Below are 20,320 nucleotides of genomic sequence, written 5' to 3' on the forward strand. Positions count from 1 at the left end.
GGCGGCCGTGCCGGCTACCGGGCAGGGCCCCTGCGGGCTCGCGGCGCGGGATCGGGGGCCGGTCCCGGCTGGCAGACGGGGCACCAGTACGTGGGGCGTTCGCGTGAGCCGTCGCCCTGCTCGGCCACCCGGACCGGCGTGCCGCAGCGCAGACAGGGGCGGCGGGCGCGGCCGTACACGTAGAGGTCCTGGCCGCGTCGGCCCGTGGTGTTGCGGATCGGGCGGTCGCGGTTGAACTCGAGCAGCTTCCTGGCCAGCTCCGGGAGGCTCGCCATCCGGTCGGCCGGCAGCTCGCCGACGGGCAGCCAGGGCGTGACGTTGAGCAGGAAGCACAGCTCGCTCTTGAACACGTTGCCGATGCCCGCGAGGTTCCGCTGGTCCAGCAGGGCGTCGCCGAGTTCGCGGTCGGGGTCCTTGCCGAGGTTGGCGAGGGCGATGTCGGCGTCCCAGTCGGGGCCCAGCAGGTCGGGGCCGAGGTGTCCGACCGCCCGGTCCTCCTCGTCCTCGGTGCGGATCAGCTCCAGCACGGGGAGCCGGTAGCCGACGGCCGTGCGTTCGGCGTTGGCGAGGACGGCGCGGATCTGGTGTTCCGGGCCGCCGTTCCAGCGCTGCCCGGGCGCGAAGATCCGCCACGAGCCGTCCATCCGCAGATGCGAGTGCAGGGTCAGGCCGCCCTCGATCCGGGTCAGCAGGTGCTTGCCGCGCGCCGTGACGTCCAGCACCGAGCGTCCGGTGAGGTCGGACGTGGCGAAGCGGGGCACGCGCAGATCGCTGCGGACCAGGACCCTGCCCGCGAGGGCCTCGTGCAGCCGTCGCGCGGCCTGCCAGACCGTGTCTCCTTCGGGCATGCGTCAAGGGTGACACGACCGGCCCGTACACGGTCAGGCGCGCAGCCGCAGCCCTCTCGGCGTGGCCACGAAGCCCGCGGACTCCAGGAGGGCGCCGAGCGGGGACGTCAGGGCCGGGGTGCCGTTGACGCGCTCCACGGTCACCGTCCCCAGGGAGCCCGCGCGGGCGGCGTTCGCGAGCGCCTCGGCGGCCACCGGCAGTCTCGGGTCGTCGGCCGGGTCGGCGCCGGGATCGGCGGGCCAGGCCAGCACGGTCTTGCCGCCGCGCTCCATGTAGAGCGTCAGCTCACCGTCCACCAGCACCACCAGGGAGCCCGCCTTGCGGCCCGGTTTGTGGCTCGCGCCCTCCGGCGGCTCCGGCCAGCCCAGGGCCGCCCCGTAGGCGTTGGCCGGGTCGGCGGCGGCCAGCACGACGGCACGGGAGCCGCGGTCCGGGCCCGTACGGCGTCCGGCGAACGGGTCGTACGAAGGACCCCCGCCGTTCTGCCAGGGCTGCGAGCCCTGGGCGGCGAGGTCGCGCGGCGAGACGTACTCACCCGGCCGCGAAGGCAGGTACGACGCGTCGTCGCGGCCCTGCCCGAGCCCGTACGGGTCGGACGGCCCGCCGACCGGAGCAGGCGCGTCCGGGGCCGTGTGCCCCTCGCCGCGCTCCCGGGCGTTGGCCGCCGCGCGCAGGCGGTCCACGGCGCCGTCCATCGCGAACTGGGCGGCGCCGAGGCCCTCCACCACGTAGCCGCGCCGGGCCTGCCCGGTCTCCTCGAAGGCGGACAGCACCCGGTACACCGCCGAGAAGCCGCCCTCGACTCCCTCCGCCGCGACGGCGCCCCGGGTCACCACACCGTGCCGGTCCAGCAGGGTGCGGGCCAGGGCGTGGGCGCGGACGGTGGTGTCGCCCTCCCGGTCGGGCAGCAGCGACCAGCGGCCGGCGACGGTGGGCGGACCCGTGCGGGAGGCGCTGCGGGCCGCCGCCGTGAGGGAGCCGTAGCGTCCGCGCGGCACCGCGCGCTTGGCACGGTGGGCCGTGGACCCGGCGGTGCGGCCGGAGCCGAGCAGGGCGCGCAGCGGGTTCAGCGTGTCGTTGGTCAGCCGCCCGGACCAGGCGAGGTCCCACAGGGCGTCGGCCAGCTGCACGTCGCTCGCCTCGGGGTGCGTGGTGGCGCGGACCTGGTCGGCGATCTGACGGAAGAACAGGCCGTAGCCGCCGGACAGGGCGGCCAGCACCGACTCGTGCAGCGCGGTCGTCTCCAGCGGATGCGGGGGAGGCAGCAGCAGCGGAGCCGCGTCCGCCAGGTACAGCGAGACCCAGCCGTCCTTGCCCGGCAGGGAACCCGCGCCCGCCCAGATCACCTCACCGGACGCGGTCAGCTCGTCGAGCATGGCGGGGGCGTAGTTCGCCACCCGGGACGGCAGGACCAGCTTCTCCAGGGCGGAGGCGGGCACGGACGCGCCCTGGAGCTGCTCGACGGCGCGCAGCAGTCCGTCGATGCCGCGCAGGGAGTGGCCCTTGCCCATGTGCTGCCACTGGGGGAGGAACTGGGCCAGCGCGGGGGGCGGCACCGGCTCCAGCTCGTGCCGCAGCGCCGCCAGGGAACGGCGGCGCAGCCGGCGCAGCACCGCCGCGTCGCACCACTCCTGGCCGATCCCGGCCGGGTGGAACTCGCCCTGCACGACCCGGCCTGCCGCCGCGAGACGCTGCAGGGCGCCCTCGGTGACGGCCACGCCCAGCCCGAAGCGGGCCGCCGCCGTCGCCGACGTGAACGGGCCGTGCGTGCGCGCGTACCGTGCGAGGAGGTCGCCCAGGGGGTCCTTCACGGGCTCCGTGAACGCCTCGGGCACGCCGACCGGCAGCGCTGTGCCCAGCGCGTCCCGCAGCCGGCCCGCGTCCTCGACGGCGGCCCAGTGGTCCTCGCCCGCGATGCGCACCCGGATGGCGCGCCGCGCGGAGGCCAGCTCCCGCGCCCACTGCGGCTCGGCGCCCCGCTCGGCCAGCTCGGCCTCGGTCAGCGGACCGAGCAGCCGCAGCAGGTCGGCGACGCTCTCCGCGTCCTTCGCGCGCCGGTCCTCGGTGAGCCACTGCAGCTCGCGCTCCAGCTCCGTGAGCACCTCGGCGTCCAGCAGCTCCCGCAGCTCCGCCTGGCCGAGCAGCTCCGCGAGCAGCCGCGAGTCGAGCGACAGGGCGGCCGCACGGCGCTCGGCGAGCGGGGAGTCGCCCTCGTACAGGAACTGGGCGACGTACCCGAACAGCAGGGAGCGGGCGAACGGGGACGGCTCCGGGGTGGTGACCTCGACCAGCCGCACCTTTCGCGACTCCAGGTCTCCCATCAGCTCGACCAGGCCGGGGACGTCGAACACGTCCTGGAGGCACTCGCGGACCGCCTCCAGGACGATCGGGAACGACCCGAACTCGCCGGCGACCTGGAGCAGCTGGGAGGCGCGCTGGCGCTGCTGCCACAGCGGTGTGCGCCGGCCTGGGTTGCGGCGCGGCAGCAGCAGCGCGCGGGCGGCGCACTCACGGAACCGGGACGCGAAGAGGGCCGAACCGCCGACCTGGTCGGTGACGACCTGGTCGACCTCGCCCTTGTCGAAGACGACGTCGGCGGCGCCCACGGGGGCCTGGTCCGCGTCGTACTCGGCGCCGGCCTTCGACGGCTCCTGGTCGAGCAGGTCCAGGCCCATCAGGTCGGCGTCCGGCAGGCGCAGCACGATGCCGTCGTCGGCGTGCATCACCTGGGCGTCCATGCCGTACCGCTCGGACAGGCGGGCGCCGAGCGCGAGCGCCCACGGGGCGTGCACCTGGGCGCCGAACGGGGAGTGCACGACCACCCGCCAGTCGCCCAGCTCGTCGCGGAACCGCTCGACGACGATCGTGCGGTCGTCCGGGATGTGCCCGCAGGCCTCGCGCTGCTCCCTCAGGTACGACAGCACGTTGTCCGCGGCCCACGCGTCCAGGCCCGCGGCCAGCAGCCGCAGCCGGGCGTCCTCGTCGGCCAGCGAGCCCACCTCGCGCAGGAACGCGCCCAGCGCGCGGCCCAGCTCCAGCGGGCGGCCCAGCTGGTCGCCCTTCCAGAACGGCAGCCGGCCCGGCACGCCCGGCGCGGGGGAGACCAGGACCCGGTCGCGGGTGATGTCCTCGATGCGCCACGAGCTGGTGCCGAGGGTGAAGACGTCACCCACGCGCGACTCGTAGACCATCTCCTCGTCCAGCTCGCCGACCCGGCCCCCGCCCTTCTTGGGGTCGGCGCCCGCCAGGAACACGCCGAACAGCCCGCGGTCGGGGATGGTGCCGCCCGAGGTGACGGCCAGGCGCTGGGCTCCCGGACGGCCTGTGATCTCGCCCGTGACCCGGTCCCACACCACGCGCGGACGCAGCTCCGCGAAGGCGTCCGACGGGTACCGCCCGGCGAGCATGTCCAGGACGGACGTGAACGCGGACTCCGGCAGCGAGGCGAAGGGGGCCGCACGGCGCACCACCGCCAGCAGGTCGTCGAACTGCCAGGTGCCCATCGCCGTCATCGCCACGACCTGCTGCGCCAGGACGTCCAGCGGGTTCGACGGGACGCGCAGGGCCTCGATCTCGCCCGTGCGCATCCGCTCGGTGACGACGGCGGCCTGCACCAGGTCGCCCCGGTACTTCGGGAACACCACGCCCGTGGACACCGCGCCCACCTGGTGGCCCGCACGGCCCACGCGCTGGAGGCCGGAGGCGACCGAAGGCGGGGACTCGACCTGCACCACCAGATCGACGGCGCCCATGTCGATGCCCAGCTCCAGGCTCGACGTGGCGACCACCGCGGGCAGCCGGCCCGCCTTCAGGTCCTCCTCCACCTGGGCGCGCTGCTCCTTGGACACCGAGCCGTGGTGCGCCCGCGCGATGACCGCGGGCGCGCCCTGGGCGGACCCGGAGCCGCCCATCAGCTCGGCGGGGGAGTGGTGCTCCTCCAAGGGCTCGCCGGTGGCGCGCTCGTAGGCGATCTCATTGAGCCGGTTGCACAGCCGCTCGGCGAGGCGGCGGGAGTTGGCGAACACGATGGTCGAGCGGTGGCTCTGCACCAGGTCGGCGATGCGCTCCTCGACGTGCGGCCAGATGGAGGGCTTCTCCGCGCCCTCCGAACTCTCCGAGACGGGTGAGCCGCCCAGCTCGCCGAGGTCCTCGACCGGCACCACCACGGAGAGGTCGAACTCCTTGCCCGACTCCGGCTGCACGATCTCCGTCTTGCGGCGCGGGGACAGGAAGCGGGCCACCTCGTCCACGGGGCGCACCGTCGCCGACAGGCCGATGCGGCGGGCCGGCTTCGGCAGCAGCTCGTCCAGCCGCTCCAGGGACAGCGCCAGGTGCGCGCCGCGCTTGGTGCCCGCGACCGCGTGCACCTCGTCGAGGATCACCGTCTCCACGCCCGCGAGCGCGTCGCGCGTGGCGGACGTCAGCATCAGGAACAGCGACTCGGGCGTGGTGATCAGGATGTCCGGCGGCCGGGTGGCGAGGGCGCGGCGCTCGGCGGGCGGGGTGTCGCCGGAGCGGATGCCGACCTTCACCTCGGGCTCGGGCATCCCGAGGCGCACGGCCTCCTGGCGGATGCCGGTCAGCGGGCTGCGCAGGTTGCGCTCGACGTCGACGGCGAGGGCCTTCAGCGGCGAGACGTACAGCACCCGGCAGCGCTTCTTCGGGTCGGCCGGCGGAGGCGTCGAGGCCAGCTGGTCCAGGGCGGCGAGGAACGCGGCCAGCGTCTTGCCGGAACCGGTCGGCGCCACCACCAGCACGTCCGAACCCGCCCCGATGGCCTGCCAGGCGCCGGCCTGGGCGGCCGTGGGCGCGGAGAAGGCCCCCGTGAACCAGCCACGGGTCGCGGGGGAGAAGCCGTCCAGGGCGCGGCGCGGATCGCTGACCATGCGTCCATCGTGCACCCGGCCACTGACATCCGGGCCGGTCCGGGGCGCCGGCGGAATGGCGGGACCGCCGGTCCGGGGCGTCGGGCGGGGCCGCGTGACGCCGGTCCGGGCGCCCCGGCGGTCCGCGTGACAATGACCGTATGGCGGAGACACGGGAGGAACGGGCGCGGCACTGGCGGTACGAGGAACTGCCCGGTGTCGACCTGCTGCGCGCCCGCTACATCCGCAAGTCGTTCGTCCGGCACACCCACGAGCACTTCGTGATCGCCGCCATCGCCGACGGCGTCGAGGTCTTCCACCACGGGAGCGGCGACCAGTACGCGGGCGCGGGCGCCCTCGCCCTGGTGAACCCGGACACGCCCCACACCGGCCGGGCGGGCGTCCCCGAGGGCTGGCAGTACGGTGCCGTCTACCCGTCGCCGGACGTCGTGGCCGCGATCGCCGCCGAGACCACCACCCTGCGCGGCACCCCCGGCTTCGTCACCCCGGTCCTGGACGACCCGTACACCGTCCGTCTCGTCCACCAGGTGCTGCGGGCCACCGACGAGGGCAACGCGCTCGCCGCCGACACCCTGCTGCGGGTCGCGGTGACCCGGCTGCTGCGGCTGAACGGCGGCACGCTGCCCCGACGCGAGGTCCGCACGGCCGGCGCCCGGACCGCGGCACGCGCGCGTGCCGTGCTCGAGGAGCGCATGGCCGCGCCACCCACCCTGGAGCAGCTCGCCGCCGACCTCGGCACCAGCCCGTTCGCCCTGCTGCGCGCCTTCCGCGACACCTACGGCATGCCCCCGCACACCTGGCTCACCGACGCGCGCGTACGGCGCGCCCGGCTGCTGCTGGACGCCGGCACGGCACCGTCCGAAGCGGCCGTCACCGTGGGGTTCACCGACCAGCCGCACCTCAACAGGCACTTCAGCCGCATCGTCGGCGTCCCGCCGGGCGCCTACCAGCGCGAGCGCAAGAACGTACAAGACGCGCGCGGGGAACGTTCCGTACCGTCCGGGGTGTGGCAGTGGAACGGACAGCAGAGCACGAACACACGGACATACGGTCCGGTGCCGGAGACGGCGCGCCCTCCGAGGGCGGAGGGAAGCCGGACGGCGCAGTGGTACGGGACGCCCTCGGCGTCGGGGTCGCCGTCGGACTCTCCGGGTTCGCCTTCGGCGTGACCTCGGCGGGCAGCGGGCTCAGCCTGCTGCAGACCTGCGCGCTCAGTCTCCTGGTGTTCACCGGCGCCTCCCAGTTCGCCCTGGTCGGGGCGCTGGCGGCGGGCGGAGGCGCCGTCACGGCCGCCGCGGGCGCGTTCTTCCTCGGCGTGCGCAACGCCTTCTACGGGCTGCGACTGTCGCAGCTGCTGGCGCTGCCCCGCGCGGTGCGGCCGTTCGCCGCGCAGTGGGTGATCGACGAGACCACCGCCGTCTCGCTCGCCCAGCCCACCCGGCGCGCCGCCCGCCTCGGCTTCCTGGTCACCGGACTCAGCCTCTACGTCCTGTGGAACCTCACCACGCTGCTCGGCGCGCTGGGCGCGGACGCCATCGGGGACACCAAGGCGTGGGGCCTGGACGCGGCCGGTCCCGCCGTCTTCCTGGCGTTGCTCGCCCCCATGCTGCGCACCGGCACCGAGCGGGCCGTCGCCGCGGTCGCCGTGCTGCTGGGGCTCGGCCTGCTGCCCGTGCTGCCGGCCGGCGTCCCGGTCCTGGTGGCCGCCCTGGCGGCACCGGTCGTCCTGTGGGCGCACGGTCGCAGGAACGCGTCGCGCGGTGACGGGGAGGAGGCATGATGAACATCTGGCTCGCGATCGGTCTGACCGTCGTCGGCTGCTACGCCGTGAAGCTCGCCGGGCTGCTGGTGCCCGCCGGCGTCCTCGAACGGCCTCTCGTCCGGCGCCTCGCCGCGCTGCTCCCCGTCGCCCTGCTCGCCGCCCTCACGGCCCAGCAGGCCTTCGCGGACGGCCGCGCCCTGGTGCTGGACGCGCGCGCGGCCGGTCTGGCGGCCGCGGCCGTGGCGCTCCTGCTGCGCGCGCCGTTCCTGCTGGTGGTGGCGGCGGCCGTGCTCGTGACGGCGGGGGTGCGGGCGCTGGGAGGGTGAGACGGAGGGCCGCCGGGCTCTTGAGAAGGCTGCGTCCGGCCGAGGTGAGTGGTGCTTCGCCCGGGTCTGCTCAGACCAGGCGCCCGTACGTGGTCAGAGTGCGCAACGCCTCGATCGTGGCGATGGAGCGACTCTCCAGGAGCGCGCCCGGGGTGAGATCCGGGGCGCCCGGGAGCCGGCGGGCGGGCCAGCCTCCGTCGCCCTGCTGTGAGGCCGCGAGGGCGTCAAGGGAACGCTCCATCTCCGCGTCGGTGAACCACGCGCGCGCCAGAGAGTCCGGGGTGCGCGCGTAGTCGTGGGGGAGCGCGCCGGGGGCGTGACCCGAGCCGTCCGGGTCGAGCGCCACCAGCCGTTCCCGGCGTACCAGGCGGCCCAGCCGGTCGGCGGCGGCCTCCGCGCGCGTACGGTCCGGGGCGTGGTCCAGGAAGAGCACCGCGGCCTCCACGTCACCGGGGCGCGCCGCCTCCAGCGACTCCACGGCCTGTCGGCAGAAGTCGGTCGCGCGGAACAGCCACGGGTGCCACACCTCGTTGCGGTGCAGCAGCCCCACCACCGGCGCGGTGGCCGACAGCGAGCCGGGCAGACGGGCCGCCCCACCGCCGCTCGCAAGCGTGCCCACGGCCGGAAGCGCGCCCTCCGCCGTCGAGACGGACGTGAGATACCGGCACACGTCCTCCGCGCGGCGCGCGTCGCAGCGCCCCACCGCGTCCAGCACAAGCAGTGCGCGTGCCGTGTGCGCGGGCAGGCTCGCGGGTCCGCGCAGGGCGGGCTCCAGGGCGTGACCGTAGCCGCCGTCGTCGTTCCGGTACGCATCCAGGGCGGTCTCCACCGGTCCCGCGGCGCCGTCGCGGAAGTGACGGGCGAACAGGCGCTGCTCCAGTACGCGCGCGGTGAGCCACACGAAGCGCTCCGCACGCGCGAGCGTGCCGCGCGGAGGGGACGCCGGGGTGAGCGGTACGGCTGCGGTGTCGGCCATGGCACCGACCGTAGGGGCACGGCGGAGCCCCGCAGGGCCCGTGGCAGGGTGCCACCCTCGCAGGCGGGATACTGGAGGCATGCGGTTGACGGTTTTCTGGGAGCGCATGTCGGAGTACTTCGGCGCGGGGTACGCCGACACCTTCGCGCGCGACCATGTGATGTCCGAACTCGGCGGACGGACCGTCCACGAGGCGCTCGCGGCCGGCTGGGACGCCAAGGACGTCTGGCAGGTGGTCTGCTCCGTCATGGACGTCCCCCGGGAACTGCGCTGATCGTCACATGAGCCCCACGGGAGCGGACAGTTGTCGTGGCCGTGGGTGAGACTTGGGGCGTGGCAGCCACCGACGAGACCGGGCCCGCGGGCCAGAACACGACCGTGCCCGGCACGCCCCCGCCCGCCGGCCCGCCGGCGGACCCCGATCCCCGCACCGGCGCCCGGATGCCGCGATGGCTGCCGCGCGCCATGGTGCTCGCGCTAGCGCTGATCGCCGTCTTCCAGCTCGGCAGCTGGGCCTTCCACCAGCTCACCGGGCTGCTGATCAACGTCCTGATCGCGTTCTTCCTGGCGCTCGCCGTGGAACCCGCGGTGAGCTGGATGGCCGCGCGCGGGGTGCGCCGGGGATTCGGTACCTTCCTCGTCTTCGTGGGCGTCCTGGTGGTGGGCGCGGGCTTCGTCACGCTGCTCGGCTCCATGCTCGCGGAGCAGATCATCAAGATCGTCGAGGACTTCCCGCAGTACCTGGACTCGGTGATCAACTGGATCAACAACCACTTCCACACCGAACTGCGGCGCGTCGACATCCAGGAGAACCTGCTGCGGTCCGACTGGCTGCGCAACTACGTGCAGAACAGCGCCACCGGTGTGCTGGACGTGTCCGCCCAGGTGCTCGGCGGGCTCTTCCGGCTGCTCACCGTCGCCCTGTTCTCGTTCTACTTCGCCGCCGACGGGCCCCGGCTGCGCCGCGCGATCTGCTCCGTCCTGCCGCCCGCCCGGCAGGCCGAGGTGCTGCGCGCCTGGGAGATCGCCGTGAACAAGACCGGCGGCTACCTCTACTCGCGCGGCCTGATGGCCCTCATCTCAGGCCTCGCGCATTACGTCCTGCTCGAGTTCCTCGACGTGCCCTACGCGCCCGTGCTGGCCGTGTGGGTCGGTCTGGTCTCGCAGTTCATCCCCACCATCGGCACGTATCTGGCGGGCGCGCTGCCCATGCTGATCGCCTTCACGGTCGCGCCCTGGTACGCGGTGTGGGTGCTGGTGTTCGTGGTGGTCTACCAGCAGTTCGAGAACTACGTGCTGCAGCCCAAGCTGACCGCCCGGACCGTCGACATCCACCCGGCGGTCGCCTTCGGCTCGGTCATCGCGGGCACGGCCCTGCTCGGCGCGGTCGGCGCCCTGATCGCCATTCCCGCCGTGGCCACGCTCCAGGCGTTCCTCGGCGCGTACGTGAAGCGGTACGACGTCACCGACGACCCGCGGGTGTTGGGGCATCGCGGCTCGGGCGGGGCGGGCGCCATCGGCCGGCGGGTCCGGGGGCTGTGGGCCCAGCGGCGTCCGGGGGACGACGGTGCCGGGTCGTCGGAGGCGAGGGCCGGGGCTGCCGGTGCGGGCGCGCCCGGCTCCGGTGCGTCCGGGCCCGGTGAAGGCGGGACGGCCGGGGCGTCCTGAGGCGCCGGGGCTTCTGACATCGCGGGTGCGCACCCCGGCGGTGCGGCTTGACACGAAAATCGAACATCTATTCTTATGGAGGAGCCGGTGAGGCTCAACGCCGGGCGTTCTGCCCCAGTCGGGGCGGATATGAGCCCGGGTTATCCACAGGCCGGACGTGCGTCGGGGCGCGTTGTCAGTGGCAGGCGTTAGCGTCTTTGACGTGAAGCGATCGACTCAAGCAAACCGGGTGGAACCCATGGCAGGAACCGACCGCGAGAAGGCGCTCGACGCCGCGCTCGCACAGATTGAACGGCAATTCGGCAAGGGCGCGGTCATGCGCATGGGCGAGCGGTCGAAGGAGCCCATCGAGGTCATCCCGACCGGGTCGACCGCGCTCGACGTGGCCCTCGGCGTCGGCGGCCTGCCGCGCGGCCGCGTGGTGGAGATCTACGGACCGGAGTCCTCCGGTAAGACGACCCTGACCCTGCACGCGGTGGCGAACGCGCAGAAGGCCGGCGGCCAGGTCGCGTTCGTGGACGCGGAGCACGCCCTCGACCCCGAGTACGCGAAGAAGCTCGGCGTCGACATCGACAACCTCATCCTGTCCCAGCCGGACAACGGCGAGCAGGCCCTGGAGATCGTGGACATGCTGGTCCGCTCCGGCGCCCTCGACCTCATCGTCATCGACTCCGTGGCGGCGCTCGTGCCCCGCGCGGAGATCGAGGGCGAGATGGGCGACAGCCACGTGGGTCTGCAGGCCCGTCTGATGAGCCAGGCCCTGCGGAAGATCACCAGCGCGCTCAACCAGTCCAAGACCACCGCGATCTTCATCAACCAGCTCCGCGAGAAGATCGGCGTGATGTTCGGCTCGCCGGAGACCACGACCGGTGGCCGCGCGCTGAAATTCTACGCCTCCGTGCGCATCGACATCCGCCGTATCGAGACCCTCAAGGACGGCACCGAGGCGGTCGGCAACCGCACCCGCTGCAAGGTCGTGAAGAACAAGGTCGCGCCGCCCTTCAAGCAGGCCGAGTTCGACATCCTCTACGGCCAGGGCATCAGCCGCGAGGGCGGCCTGATCGACATGGGCGTGGAGCACGGCTTCGTCCGCAAGGCCGGCGCCTGGTACACGTACGAGGGCGACCAGCTCGGCCAGGGCAAGGAGAACGCCCGCAACTTCCTGAAGGACAACCCCGACCTCGCCAACGAGATCGAGAAGAAGATCCTCACGAAGCTGGGCGTCGGCGTACGGCCCGAGGAGGCCGCTGCCGAGGCGGGCGCGGACGCCGCCGCTCCGGCCGAGCCCGCGGCGGTGCCGGCCCCGGCGGCCAAGGGATCCAAGGCCAAGGCCGCGGCGGCCAAGAGCTGACCCGTGACCCGACGAACCGACTGGGCCGAGTACGAGTACGACGCTCCCGGTGTCCCACGGGGGAGGGACGCCGTGGGCGGCGAAGCCCCGGCCGTCGGCGGTGACACGGCGTACGACGACGCGGACCCCGGCCTCCCGGAAGCGGGCGGTGGCGGAGGCCGGCGACGCGGCGGCCGTACGGCACGGACGGGTGGCTCGCGTGACGGCGGGCCGCACGGTGGACGTGGGCGCCGACGCAGCTCGTTCGGCGAGGCGGCCACGGCGGACGGAGACGCCTCCGACTCGGTGAGGGCGGAGCGGCAGGAGACTCCGGGGGACCCGGTGGAGCGGGCGCGGGCGATCTGCCTGCGGCTGCTCACCGGGACCCCGCGCACCCGGAAGCAGCTCGCCGACGCCCTCCGCAAGCGGGAGATCCCCGACGAGGCCGCCGAGGAGGTGCTGTCCCGGTTCGAGGAGGTCGGACTGATCAACGACAGCGCCTTCGCGGACGCCTGGGTGGAGTCCCGGCACCACGGCCGAGGGCTGGCCCGGCGCGCCCTCGCCCGGGAACTGCGCACCAAGGGCGTCGACTCCGCCCTGATCGACGAGGCCGTCTCCCGGCTCGACTCCGAGCAGGAGGAGGAGACCGCCCGCGAACTGGTCGCCCGTAAGCTGCGCGCCACCCGCGGACTCGACCGCGACAAGCGGATACGCCGCCTCGCCGGCATGCTCGCCCGCAAGGGCTACCCGCAGGGTCTCGCCCTGCGCGTGGTCCGCCAGGCGCTGGAGGAGGAGGGCGAGGACACCGAGTTCCTCGGCGACGAGGGGTACTGAGCGAGCGCCCGGACGCACCCGGGCGCTCCCCGACTACGCGGCTGCCGTCGTCACCGGCAGCCCGGCCGCACGCCAGGCCTGGAAGCCGCCGACCAGATCGGTGGCCCGGCGCAGCCCCAGCCGCTGGAGCGACTCCGCGGCCAGGCTGGAGGCGTACCCCTCGTTGCAGACCACGACCACGCGCAGGCCGTGGTGGGCGGCCTCGGGAAGGCGGTGGCTGCCACGCGGGTCCAGCCGCCACTCCAGTTCGTTGCGCTCGACCACCAGCGCGCCGGGGATCAGCCCGTCCCGCTCCCGTAGAGCGGCGTAGCGGATGTCCACGAGCAGCGCGTCCCCGGACCGCCAGGCGTCGTACGCCTCCTGCGCCTCGACACGGGTGTATCCGGCGCGGACGCGCTCCAGCAACTCGTCGATGCCGGGTGGCCGACCGCCGTGCTGGCCTGCGTACCCTTCGGTTGCCGGCCCGCTCACTGCCAGTCCTCCGGGCGCTCCACCTGCTCCAGACGCAGGGTGGGGCCGGTGCGGCTGTAGCGGCGGATGCGCGGCAGCGGCGGGTAGTAGGCGTGCACGGAAACCGCGTGCCGGTCCGTCGACTCGTTCAGCACCTCGTGCACATGGTGGCGGCCGAAGGCGCGGCCCTGTCCGGTCGCCAGCCGCCGCTCGCGGTCGACGCCCTGGGTGAGTTCGAGGGTCGTCCAGCCGTCGGTGGGGAGCCGCACGGCGAGCGAGTTCTCCTTCAGCTCGCCCGACGCGGTCATGAACGCGCCGACGGAGTCCGCGTGGTCGTGCCAGCCGGTGCCGGTGCCGGGCGGCCAGCCGATCAGCCAGGCCTCACTGCCGCCCGGCCCGTCGAGCCGGACCCAGGTCCGCCCCTCGGGGTCCAGGGGGAGCGAGGCGATCAGCTCGGCGTCGGCGACGGCACGCCGTACGAAGTCGAGAAGTTCGGCCTGCGTCGGCGCGGACGCGGAGACGGCCGCAGGAGCGTGGGCGGGGGCAGCGGGGGAGACAGACATGTGCACCGTCCTGGAGGTGAGGTCGCGGGACGCGCGCCTCGACGACATCGTCCGGGAGGGACGGTCAGGGCGGGCGCGCGGAAAGAAGGGGGAACGTCGCTAATCAACAGGACGGGCGACACACGCAGCCCGCGTAGCGGAGGAGGTCCATGTGGACCCTCCGCCAGAGGTGCACACGGGTGTCGGTCATGAGCGGGAGTACAGCATGCGACCGATGCCTGGTTCAACCGGTCGCCACGATGTGGACGTCGGCGTGGAGAGGACGCTCCGGCGTGTGCGCCCGGGGGGCGGGGATGCGCCGGGCGCGGCAGGGCGGGCGTGCGCCGGGTGTGGGTGGTCGCGGTGAGGTGCGGGCGGGGCGCGTGCCGCGGCACTGCAGTGGGCCATGCCCCGCCGCCCAGGAAGCTGCGCTCAGTGCCCCCGCCTCACCGTGACCCGGCCCCCGCGTCCTCCCGGGCCCCTGCCTGGGCGTCGGCGCCTGCCTTCGACGCCGTTCCGGTCGCCGGCCCGCCCAGGGCCGTTTCCGCTGCCGCGTACATGTCCGCCGGGCGGACACCGCTCAGGGCCGTGACGAGGTGGCCGTCGGGGCGGACGAGCAGGACCGTGTGGGCCGCGGCGCCCGGATAGCTCTCGGCGACCAGCAGTTCCGCGCGGTGCGGCAGCGCGGAGACGGCGGCCGCCAGGCGCGGCATGATCCCGGCGGACACCCAGTGACGGCGTTCCCACACCCCCGTGCCCGGCGCGACCAGCACCACCAGCAGGGCACCCCGCCCGAGCCGGTCCCTCAGCCGGACGAAGGTGCCGTCCTCGGCGGTGACGATCACATCCGTGACGGTCGCACCCGGGGCCGTGGCGACCGGGGCCTCGCCCTCCAGGCGGCCGGGCGCGAGGGGCGAGTCGGCGTACGTGCCGGGCGAGCCCAGCGCTCCGCGCCCGAGGTGACCGTCCATCAGCAGTGTGTCCAGGCTGCGCGAGGAGCCGGGGACGTAGGTGCGCAGTCCTCCTCCGCCGCGCAGCAGCGGCAGGGCCTGGTCGGCGGCGCGAAGCCGGGAGGCGACGAGGGCGCGGCGCTCGGTCTGGTAGCTGTCGAGCAGTGCCTCGTGCGGGCCGTGGTGCCAGGCGAGGGCCAGTTTCCAGGCGAGGTTGTCGGCGTCGCGCAGCCCCTCGTCCAGCCCGTGGGTGCCCAGCGCGCCGAGCAGATGGGCCGCGTCCCCGGCGAGGAAGACGCGCTTGGCCCGCCAGCGCCGGGCGAGCCGGTGGTGGACGGTGTGCACGCCGGTGTCGAGGAGTTCGTACGGGGGCACCGTGCCGCCGTTCCAGCCGGCCAGGGTCTCGCGGATGCGGGTGAGCAGCATCTCGGGGGTGACCAGGTCCTTGCCGGGAGGCAGCAGCCAGTCCAGCCGCCACACCTCGTCCGGCAGCGGGCGGGCGATGATCTCCCCGGCGGAGGGGCCGGAGGTGCGCCACGGCGGGGAGCGGTGCAGCAGCGCCTCGTCCTGCCAGGGGAGTTCGGTGCGCAGGGCGGCGACGGCGTGACGTTCCACCGCGGTGCGGCCGGGGAAGCGGATGTCCTGGAGCTTGCGCACGGTGGAGCGGGGGCCGTCGCAGCCGACCAGGTAACTCCCGCGCCACCACGTGCCGGAGGCGCCCCGGGTGTGGGCGGTGACGCCGGACCGTTCCTGCTCCATGGTGTCCAGCCTGCTGTCCACGGCGATCTTGACGAGCCGTTCGTTCTCCAGGGCCGCGCGCAGCGCGCCGGTCAGGACGTGCTGGGCGATGTGCAGGGGAGCGGCCTCGGCGTCCTCGAAGCCGACCTCGTTCGTCACCTGCTTGCGCCGCATCGACCGCCATCCGGCCCAACGGAACCCCGCGTGGTCGAGGGACAGACCGGTCAGCCGCTCCATCAGCGCGGCGGTGTCCTCGCGCAGCACGACGGTGCGGGCGGGACGGGGTTCGTCCTTGCCCGGCCCCTCGTCCAGGACCACGCACGGCACGTCCTGACGCGCCAGCGCCAGTGCCAGCGTGAGCCCGACGGGCCCCGCTCCGACGACGATCACCGGGTCCACGGCGTGGCGCTCCCTGCTCGGAGTGACGTCGGGGAGGACGTGAGGGAACAGGAAGATGGAGCAGGGTGCACGATCACAGAACGTATGCAACCCATTGCCGGTGCTTGCGTCAAGTGACCGAAGGGCGGTGGCGATCATGAGCTGCCGCGGGAGAGGTCCCAGCATGTGACAGTTCATCACATGAGCCCACGGCGCATCGCTCTTCCGTCACGGTGACGACGGCCGGTCACCGACATGACTGTGGCCCGCCGTTCCCGGCGGGCCACAGTCATGTACGGAAGGGGTCGTGCGTCAGACGCCGTCGGTCTTGTGCGGACCGCCGACCTCGGCCGCGTTGATGTCGTCGACGTCACCGGCGCCGAGCACCGCGCCCGTGCCGCGCTTGCTGCGGCGCAGGCGCGCCTCGAGCCAGCTCGCGAACGTCGTCAGGGCGAAGTTCAGCGCGATGAAGAGCACGGCGACCACGGTGAAGCTGGCGATCACGTTGGCGCCGTAGTAGCCGCTCATGGTGTTGGCCGACGCGAGCAGCTCGGGGAAGGTGAGGACGGCGCCGCCGAGGGCGGTGTCCTTCACGATGACGACGAGCTGGCTGACGATGGCCGGGAGCATCGCGGTGACCGCCTGCGGCAGCAGGACGAGTCGCATCAGCTGGTTCTTGCGCAGGCCGATCGCCATCGCGGCCTCGGACTGGCCCTTGGGCAGCGACAGGATGCCGGCGCGCACGATCTCCGCGAGGACGGAGGCGTTGTAGAGCACCAGGCCGGTGACGACCGCGTACAGCGGACGGTCGTCGGAGCTGACGCCCGTGTACTCGGCGAACAGCGCCAGGCCGAAGATCATCAGGACCAGCACGGGGATGGCGCGGAAGAACTCCACCACGATGCCGGCCGGGACGCGGACCCACGCGTGGTCCGAGAGGCGGGCGATGCCGAGGACCGCGCCGAGCGGCATCGCGATGATCACCGCGAGGAAGGCGGCCTTCAGCGTGTTCTGGAGGCCGGGCCAGATGTAGGTGGACCAGGCCTCGGTGCCGGTGAAGAACGGCTCCCACAGGGCCCACTCCAGCTGGCCCTTGTCGTTGAGGGTGCTGAACACCCACCACAGCAGGGCGGCGAGGGCGAGCAGGAACACCACCGTGAAGATGATGTTCCGCCGCTTCGCGCGGGGGCCCTGGGCGTCGTAGAGAACGGAGCTCATCGCTTCACCGCCACCTTCTTGCCCACCCAGCCGAGGAACAGGCCGGTCGGCAGCGTCAGAACCACGAAGCCGAACGCGATGATCCCGGAGATCAGCAGCAGCTGGGCCTCGTTCTCGATCATCTCCTTCATCAGCAGCGCCGCCTCGGCCACGCCGATGGCGGCGGCGACCGTGGTGTTCTTGATGAGGGCGATGAGGACGTTCGCGAGCGGGCCCACGGACGAACGGAACGCCTGGGGCAGCACGACCAGGCCGAGCACCTGGTTGAAGCTCAGCCCCAGCGCCCGGGCGGCCTCCGCCTGGCCGACGGGCACGGTGTTGATGCCGGAGCGCAGCGCCTCGCAGACGAAGGCCGACGTGTACGCCACGAGGCCGAGCACGGCGAGCCGGAAGTTGATCGTTTCGAAGTCGTCCGCGCCGAGCGAGATGCCCAGGGTCTGGTTGAGGCCGAGCGACGTGAACAGGATGATGACGGTGAGCGGGATGTTCCGCACGATGTTCACGTACGCGGTCCCGAAGCCGCGCATCAACGGCACCGGACCGACGCGCATGGCGGCCAGCAGGGTGCCCCAGATCAGGGAGCCGACGGCGGAGAGCACAGCGAGCTGCACCGTCGTCCAGAAGGCCCCCAGCAGGTCGTAATCTTCAAGAAAATCGAACACGATCTCCCGCGCTTCCGCGTGTATGGATGCCGACCCGGGTGCGCCGCCGCGGTCGGGCGGCGGCGCACTCCGTCAGGCGTTGCCTCAGCTCTTGATGTCGCCGATCTTCGGCGCGGGCTCGTTCTGGTAGTTGGCCGGACCGAAGTTGTCCTTGACGGCCTTGTCCCAGGACTTGTCGGAGACCATGTCCTCAAGGGCCTTGTTGATCTTGTCCTTGAGGTCGCTGCCCTTCTTGACGCCGATGCCGTAGTTCTCGTTCGTCATCTTGAAGCCGCCCAGCTTGAACTTGCCCTTGAACTGCGGCTGCGAGGCGTAACCGGCGAGGATGGAGTCGTCGGTGGTCAGCGCGTCGACGGCGCCGTTCTGCAGACCGGGCAGGCAGGCCGAGTACGTCGGGTACGGCTGCAGCTGGGCCTTGGGCGCCAGCTTGTCCTTGACGTTCTGCGCGGAGGTCGAACCGGTGACGGAGCAGAGCTTGGCGCTGTTCAGGTCCTCCGGCGACTTGATCTTGTCGTCGTCGGCGCGGAGCAGCACGTCCTGGTGGGCGAGCAGGTACGGGCCGGCGAAGTCGACCTTCTCCTCGCGCTCCGGGGTGATCGAGTAGGTCGCGGCGATGAAGTCGACGTCGCCGCGCTGCAGCATGGTCTCGCGGTCACCGCTCTTCGCCTCCTTCCACTCGATCTGGTTCTCCTCGTAACCGAGCTTCTTGGCGACGTAGGTGGCGACGTCCACGTCGAAGCCCGCGTAGCCCTGCGGGGTCTTCTGGCCGAGGCCCGGCTGGTCGAACTTGATGCCGATCGTGATCTTGTCCTTGCCGCCGCCCGAGGACTCGTTGTCGCCGTCGCCACCCCCGCACGCGGTGGCGGTCAGGGCGAGGGCGAAGACGGTGGCCGAGGCGGCGGTGACCTTGCGGAGCTTCATGTGCACATCCTTTGACTGGTGAAGTGATGCGGACCGGTCAATGTCCGGTGACGCGGGTCGGCAGGGGCGCTGCGCCGCGCCTCAGTGGTGAAGGATCTTCGACAGGAAGTCCTTGGCACGGTCGCTGCGCGGGTTGCTGAAGAACTGGTCCGGCGTCGCCTGCTCGACGATGCGGCCGTCCGCCATGAACACCACGCGGTTGGCGGCCGAACGCGCGAAGCCCATCTCGTGGGTCACGACGATCATCGTCATGCCGTCACGGGCGAGCTGCTGCATGACTTCGAGAACCTCGTTGATCATCTCCGGGTCGAGAGCCGACGTCGGCTCGTCGAAGAGCATGACCTTGGGCTCCATCGCCAGGGCCCGCGCGATGGCGACGCGCTGCTGCTGACCACCGGAGAGCTGTGCGGGGTACTTGTCGGCCTGTGCGGCCACGCCGACCCGGTCGAGGAGGGCACGCGCGCGCTCCTCGGCCTCCTTCTTGTCCTTCTTGCGGACCTTGACCTGTCCGAGCGTCACGTTCTCGAGCACGGTCTTGTGCGCGAACAGGTTGAAGGACTGGAAGACCATCCCCACGTCGGCACGGAGCTTCGCGAGCGCCTTGCCCTCGGCGGGCAGGGGCTTGCCGTCGATCGTGATCGAGCCGGAGTCGATCGTCTCCAGACGGTTGATGGTGCGGCACAGGGTGGACTTGCCGGACCCGGAGGGTCCGATGACCACGACGACTTCGCCACGGGCGATCGTCAGGTCGATGTCCTGGAGAACGTGCAACGCGCCGAAGTGCTTGTTGACGCTCTTCAGGACGACCAGATCGCCGGTCGCGGCCTCATCTTCCTTGGCCACCGATACTTCGGTCATCGCTCCTAGGCTCCGTCCTCCTCGGTTTCGGAGGACAGTAGTAACCCTTCAGACCTGCGTCATTACATCTGAGGGGAATCTGAGCATCACGATCCGATAGCAATCGGACACCTGTCGTAGCACTTGTGAGCTGGAACGCGTCCGCGCGAGGCACCGGTACCGAAGCGCAACCGGAACCCTCTTGACGTGGTCGTCCCTCATCGGCGTGACTGCAAGGTGCACCCCGGTGTGCCCATGATGGACACACCGGACAAACGGCCGATGAACCGAAGGGGGCCCTGGTGAGACTGCTGCTCGTCGAGGACGACAACCACGTCGCCGCGGCCCTGTCCGCCGTGCTGGCCCGGCACGGCTTCGACGTCACCCACGCGCGCAGCGGCGAGGAGGCCCTCCAGGCACTCGTCCCCGAGAGCGACGGCTTCGGCGTCGTCCTGCTCGACCTCGGCCTGCCCGACCAGGACGGGTACGAGGTCTGCGGCAAGATACGCAAGCGCACCAGCACCCCCGTGATCATGGTGACCGCGCGCTCCGACGTACGCTCCCGCATCCACGGCCTCAACCTCGGCGCCGACGACTACGTCGTGAAGCCGTACGACACCGGGGAACTGCTCGCCCGGATCCACGCCGTCAGCCGGCGCAGCGCCCAGGAGGAGGCCACCGGCTCCACGGAGACCCAGGTGGTCCTCGGCCCGGTGCGCATCGAGCTGCCCACCCGGCAGGTCAGCGTCAACGGCACGCCCGTCCAGCTCACCCGCAAGGAGTTCGACCTGCTCGCGCTGCTGGCGCAGCGGCCGGGGGTGGTCTTCCGCCGGGAGCAGATCATCAGCGAGGTGTGGCGCACCAGCTGGGAGGGGACCGGCCGCACCCTGGAGGTGCACGTGGCCTCCCTGCGCTCCAAGCTGCGCATGCCCGCCCTGATCGAGACCGTGCGCGGCGTCGGCTACCGGCTCGTCGCGCCCACGGCGTAGCGGG

The 20,320-nt window shown here is 72.8% G+C and carries 19 protein-coding genes; 8 read left to right on the forward strand and 11 right to left on the reverse strand.

Annotated features, from left to right (window positions below):
- Positions 1–14: 14 nt before the first annotated feature.
- Together ACQZOG_RS22450 and ACQZOG_RS22455 are read right to left on the reverse strand one after the other, a co-directional pair.
- Positions 15–848, reverse strand: a complete 834-nt coding sequence (locus ACQZOG_RS22450; RefSeq protein WP_037641968.1) for an Fpg/Nei family DNA glycosylase — start codon at positions 846–848, stop codon at positions 15–17.
- Between the two features lie 33 nt (positions 849–881).
- A complete protein-coding gene (locus ACQZOG_RS22455; protein WP_193468863.1) occupies positions 882–5,735 on the reverse strand; it encodes an ATP-dependent helicase in 4,854 nt (1,617 codons plus the stop codon).
- Between the two features lie 140 nt (positions 5,736–5,875).
- Between ACQZOG_RS22455 and ACQZOG_RS22460 the strand changes: the two genes are divergently transcribed.
- From ACQZOG_RS22460 to ACQZOG_RS22470, 3 genes are read left to right on the forward strand one after another with little or no spacing between them, the layout of a single operon-like run.
- Positions 5,876–6,904, forward strand: coding sequence for an AraC family transcriptional regulator (locus ACQZOG_RS22460; RefSeq protein WP_351083876.1), 1,029 nt, complete (start codon positions 5,876–5,878; stop codon positions 6,902–6,904).
- Positions 6,841–7,515, forward strand: a complete 675-nt coding sequence (locus ACQZOG_RS22465) for an AzlC family ABC transporter permease (RefSeq protein WP_399605515.1) — start codon at positions 6,841–6,843, stop codon at positions 7,513–7,515. Before ACQZOG_RS22460 ends, ACQZOG_RS22465 begins: the two co-directional genes overlap by 64 nt.
- Entirely contained in the window at positions 7,515–7,823 is a 309-nt protein-coding gene (locus ACQZOG_RS22470; RefSeq protein ID WP_006130040.1) for an AzlD domain-containing protein, read from the forward strand. The genes ACQZOG_RS22465 and ACQZOG_RS22470 overlap by 1 nt, the downstream gene beginning before the upstream one ends.
- Before the next feature lie 70 nt (positions 7,824–7,893).
- On the opposite strand, the gene ACQZOG_RS22475 is transcribed toward ACQZOG_RS22470, so the two are convergent.
- Entirely contained in the window at positions 7,894–8,799 is a 906-nt protein-coding gene (locus ACQZOG_RS22475) for a hypothetical protein (protein ID WP_359671682.1), read from the reverse strand.
- 79 nt (positions 8,800–8,878) lie between these two features.
- Here ACQZOG_RS22475 and ACQZOG_RS22480 point away from each other — a divergent pair, with 79 nt between their 5' ends.
- The 4 genes from ACQZOG_RS22480 to recX all read left to right on the forward strand — a co-directional run bounded on the left by ACQZOG_RS22480 (position 8,879) and on the right by recX (position 12,631).
- Positions 8,879–9,073: a DUF3046 domain-containing protein gene (locus ACQZOG_RS22480; protein WP_033277027.1), complete on the forward strand. Its 195-nt coding sequence runs from the start codon at positions 8,879–8,881 to the stop codon at positions 9,071–9,073.
- Between the two features lie 59 nt (positions 9,074–9,132).
- The gene (locus tag ACQZOG_RS22485) at positions 9,133–10,467 is read left to right on the forward strand and encodes an AI-2E family transporter (protein WP_193468853.1); all 1,335 of its coding nucleotides are present in this window, start codon (positions 9,133–9,135) and stop codon (positions 10,465–10,467) included.
- A gap of 238 nt (positions 10,468–10,705) precedes the next feature.
- Positions 10,706–11,818, forward strand: coding sequence for a recombinase RecA (recA, locus tag ACQZOG_RS22490; protein ID WP_033277026.1), 1,113 nt, complete (start codon positions 10,706–10,708; stop codon positions 11,816–11,818).
- 3 nt (positions 11,819–11,821) lie between these two features.
- Complete coding sequence (recX, locus tag ACQZOG_RS22495) at positions 11,822–12,631, forward strand: recombination regulator RecX (protein WP_033277025.1); 810 nt, start codon at positions 11,822–11,824, stop codon at positions 12,629–12,631.
- Between the two features lie 33 nt (positions 12,632–12,664).
- On the opposite strand, the gene ACQZOG_RS22500 is transcribed toward recX, so the two are convergent.
- From ACQZOG_RS22500 to ACQZOG_RS22535, 8 genes are all read right to left on the reverse strand, one after another.
- Positions 12,665–13,102, reverse strand: coding sequence for a rhodanese-like domain-containing protein (locus ACQZOG_RS22500; protein ID WP_051724623.1), 438 nt, complete (start codon positions 13,100–13,102; stop codon positions 12,665–12,667).
- Entirely contained in the window at positions 13,099–13,644 is a 546-nt protein-coding gene (locus tag ACQZOG_RS22505; RefSeq protein WP_033277024.1) for a cysteine dioxygenase, read from the reverse strand. The genes ACQZOG_RS22500 and ACQZOG_RS22505 overlap by 4 nt, the downstream gene beginning before the upstream one ends.
- A 103-nt stretch (positions 13,645–13,747) precedes the next feature.
- Complete coding sequence (locus tag ACQZOG_RS22510; protein ID WP_323807142.1) at positions 13,748–13,834, reverse strand: putative leader peptide; 87 nt, start codon at positions 13,832–13,834, stop codon at positions 13,748–13,750.
- 235 nt (positions 13,835–14,069) lie between these two features.
- On the reverse strand, positions 14,070–15,710 hold the full coding sequence (locus ACQZOG_RS22515) for an FAD-dependent monooxygenase (RefSeq protein ID WP_387787553.1): 1,641 nt from the start codon (positions 15,708–15,710) through the stop codon (positions 14,070–14,072).
- A 291-nt stretch (positions 15,711–16,001) separates the two neighbouring features.
- A complete protein-coding gene (locus ACQZOG_RS22520) occupies positions 16,002–16,907 on the reverse strand; it encodes an amino acid ABC transporter permease (RefSeq protein ID WP_033277022.1) in 906 nt (301 codons plus the stop codon).
- On the reverse strand, positions 16,904–17,569 hold the full coding sequence (locus ACQZOG_RS22525; RefSeq protein ID WP_033277021.1) for an amino acid ABC transporter permease: 666 nt from the start codon (positions 17,567–17,569) through the stop codon (positions 16,904–16,906). Before ACQZOG_RS22525 ends, ACQZOG_RS22520 begins: the two co-directional genes overlap by 4 nt.
- A gap of 84 nt (positions 17,570–17,653) precedes the next feature.
- On the reverse strand, positions 17,654–18,490 hold the full coding sequence (locus ACQZOG_RS22530; protein WP_033277020.1) for a glutamate ABC transporter substrate-binding protein: 837 nt from the start codon (positions 18,488–18,490) through the stop codon (positions 17,654–17,656).
- A gap of 81 nt (positions 18,491–18,571) precedes the next feature.
- Complete coding sequence (locus ACQZOG_RS22535; protein ID WP_033277019.1) at positions 18,572–19,348, reverse strand: amino acid ABC transporter ATP-binding protein; 777 nt, start codon at positions 19,346–19,348, stop codon at positions 18,572–18,574.
- 281 nt (positions 19,349–19,629) lie between these two features.
- Here ACQZOG_RS22535 and ACQZOG_RS22540 point away from each other — a divergent pair, with 281 nt between their 5' ends.
- On the forward strand, positions 19,630–20,316 hold the full coding sequence (locus tag ACQZOG_RS22540) for a response regulator transcription factor (protein ID WP_037641985.1): 687 nt from the start codon (positions 19,630–19,632) through the stop codon (positions 20,314–20,316).
- Positions 20,317–20,320: the final 4 nt, after the last annotated feature.

This window comes from Streptomyces sp. P13-3-3 (genome assembly GCF_050571355.1).
Taxonomy (GTDB): Bacteria; Actinomycetota; Actinomycetes; order Streptomycetales; family Streptomycetaceae; genus Streptomyces; species Streptomyces althioticus.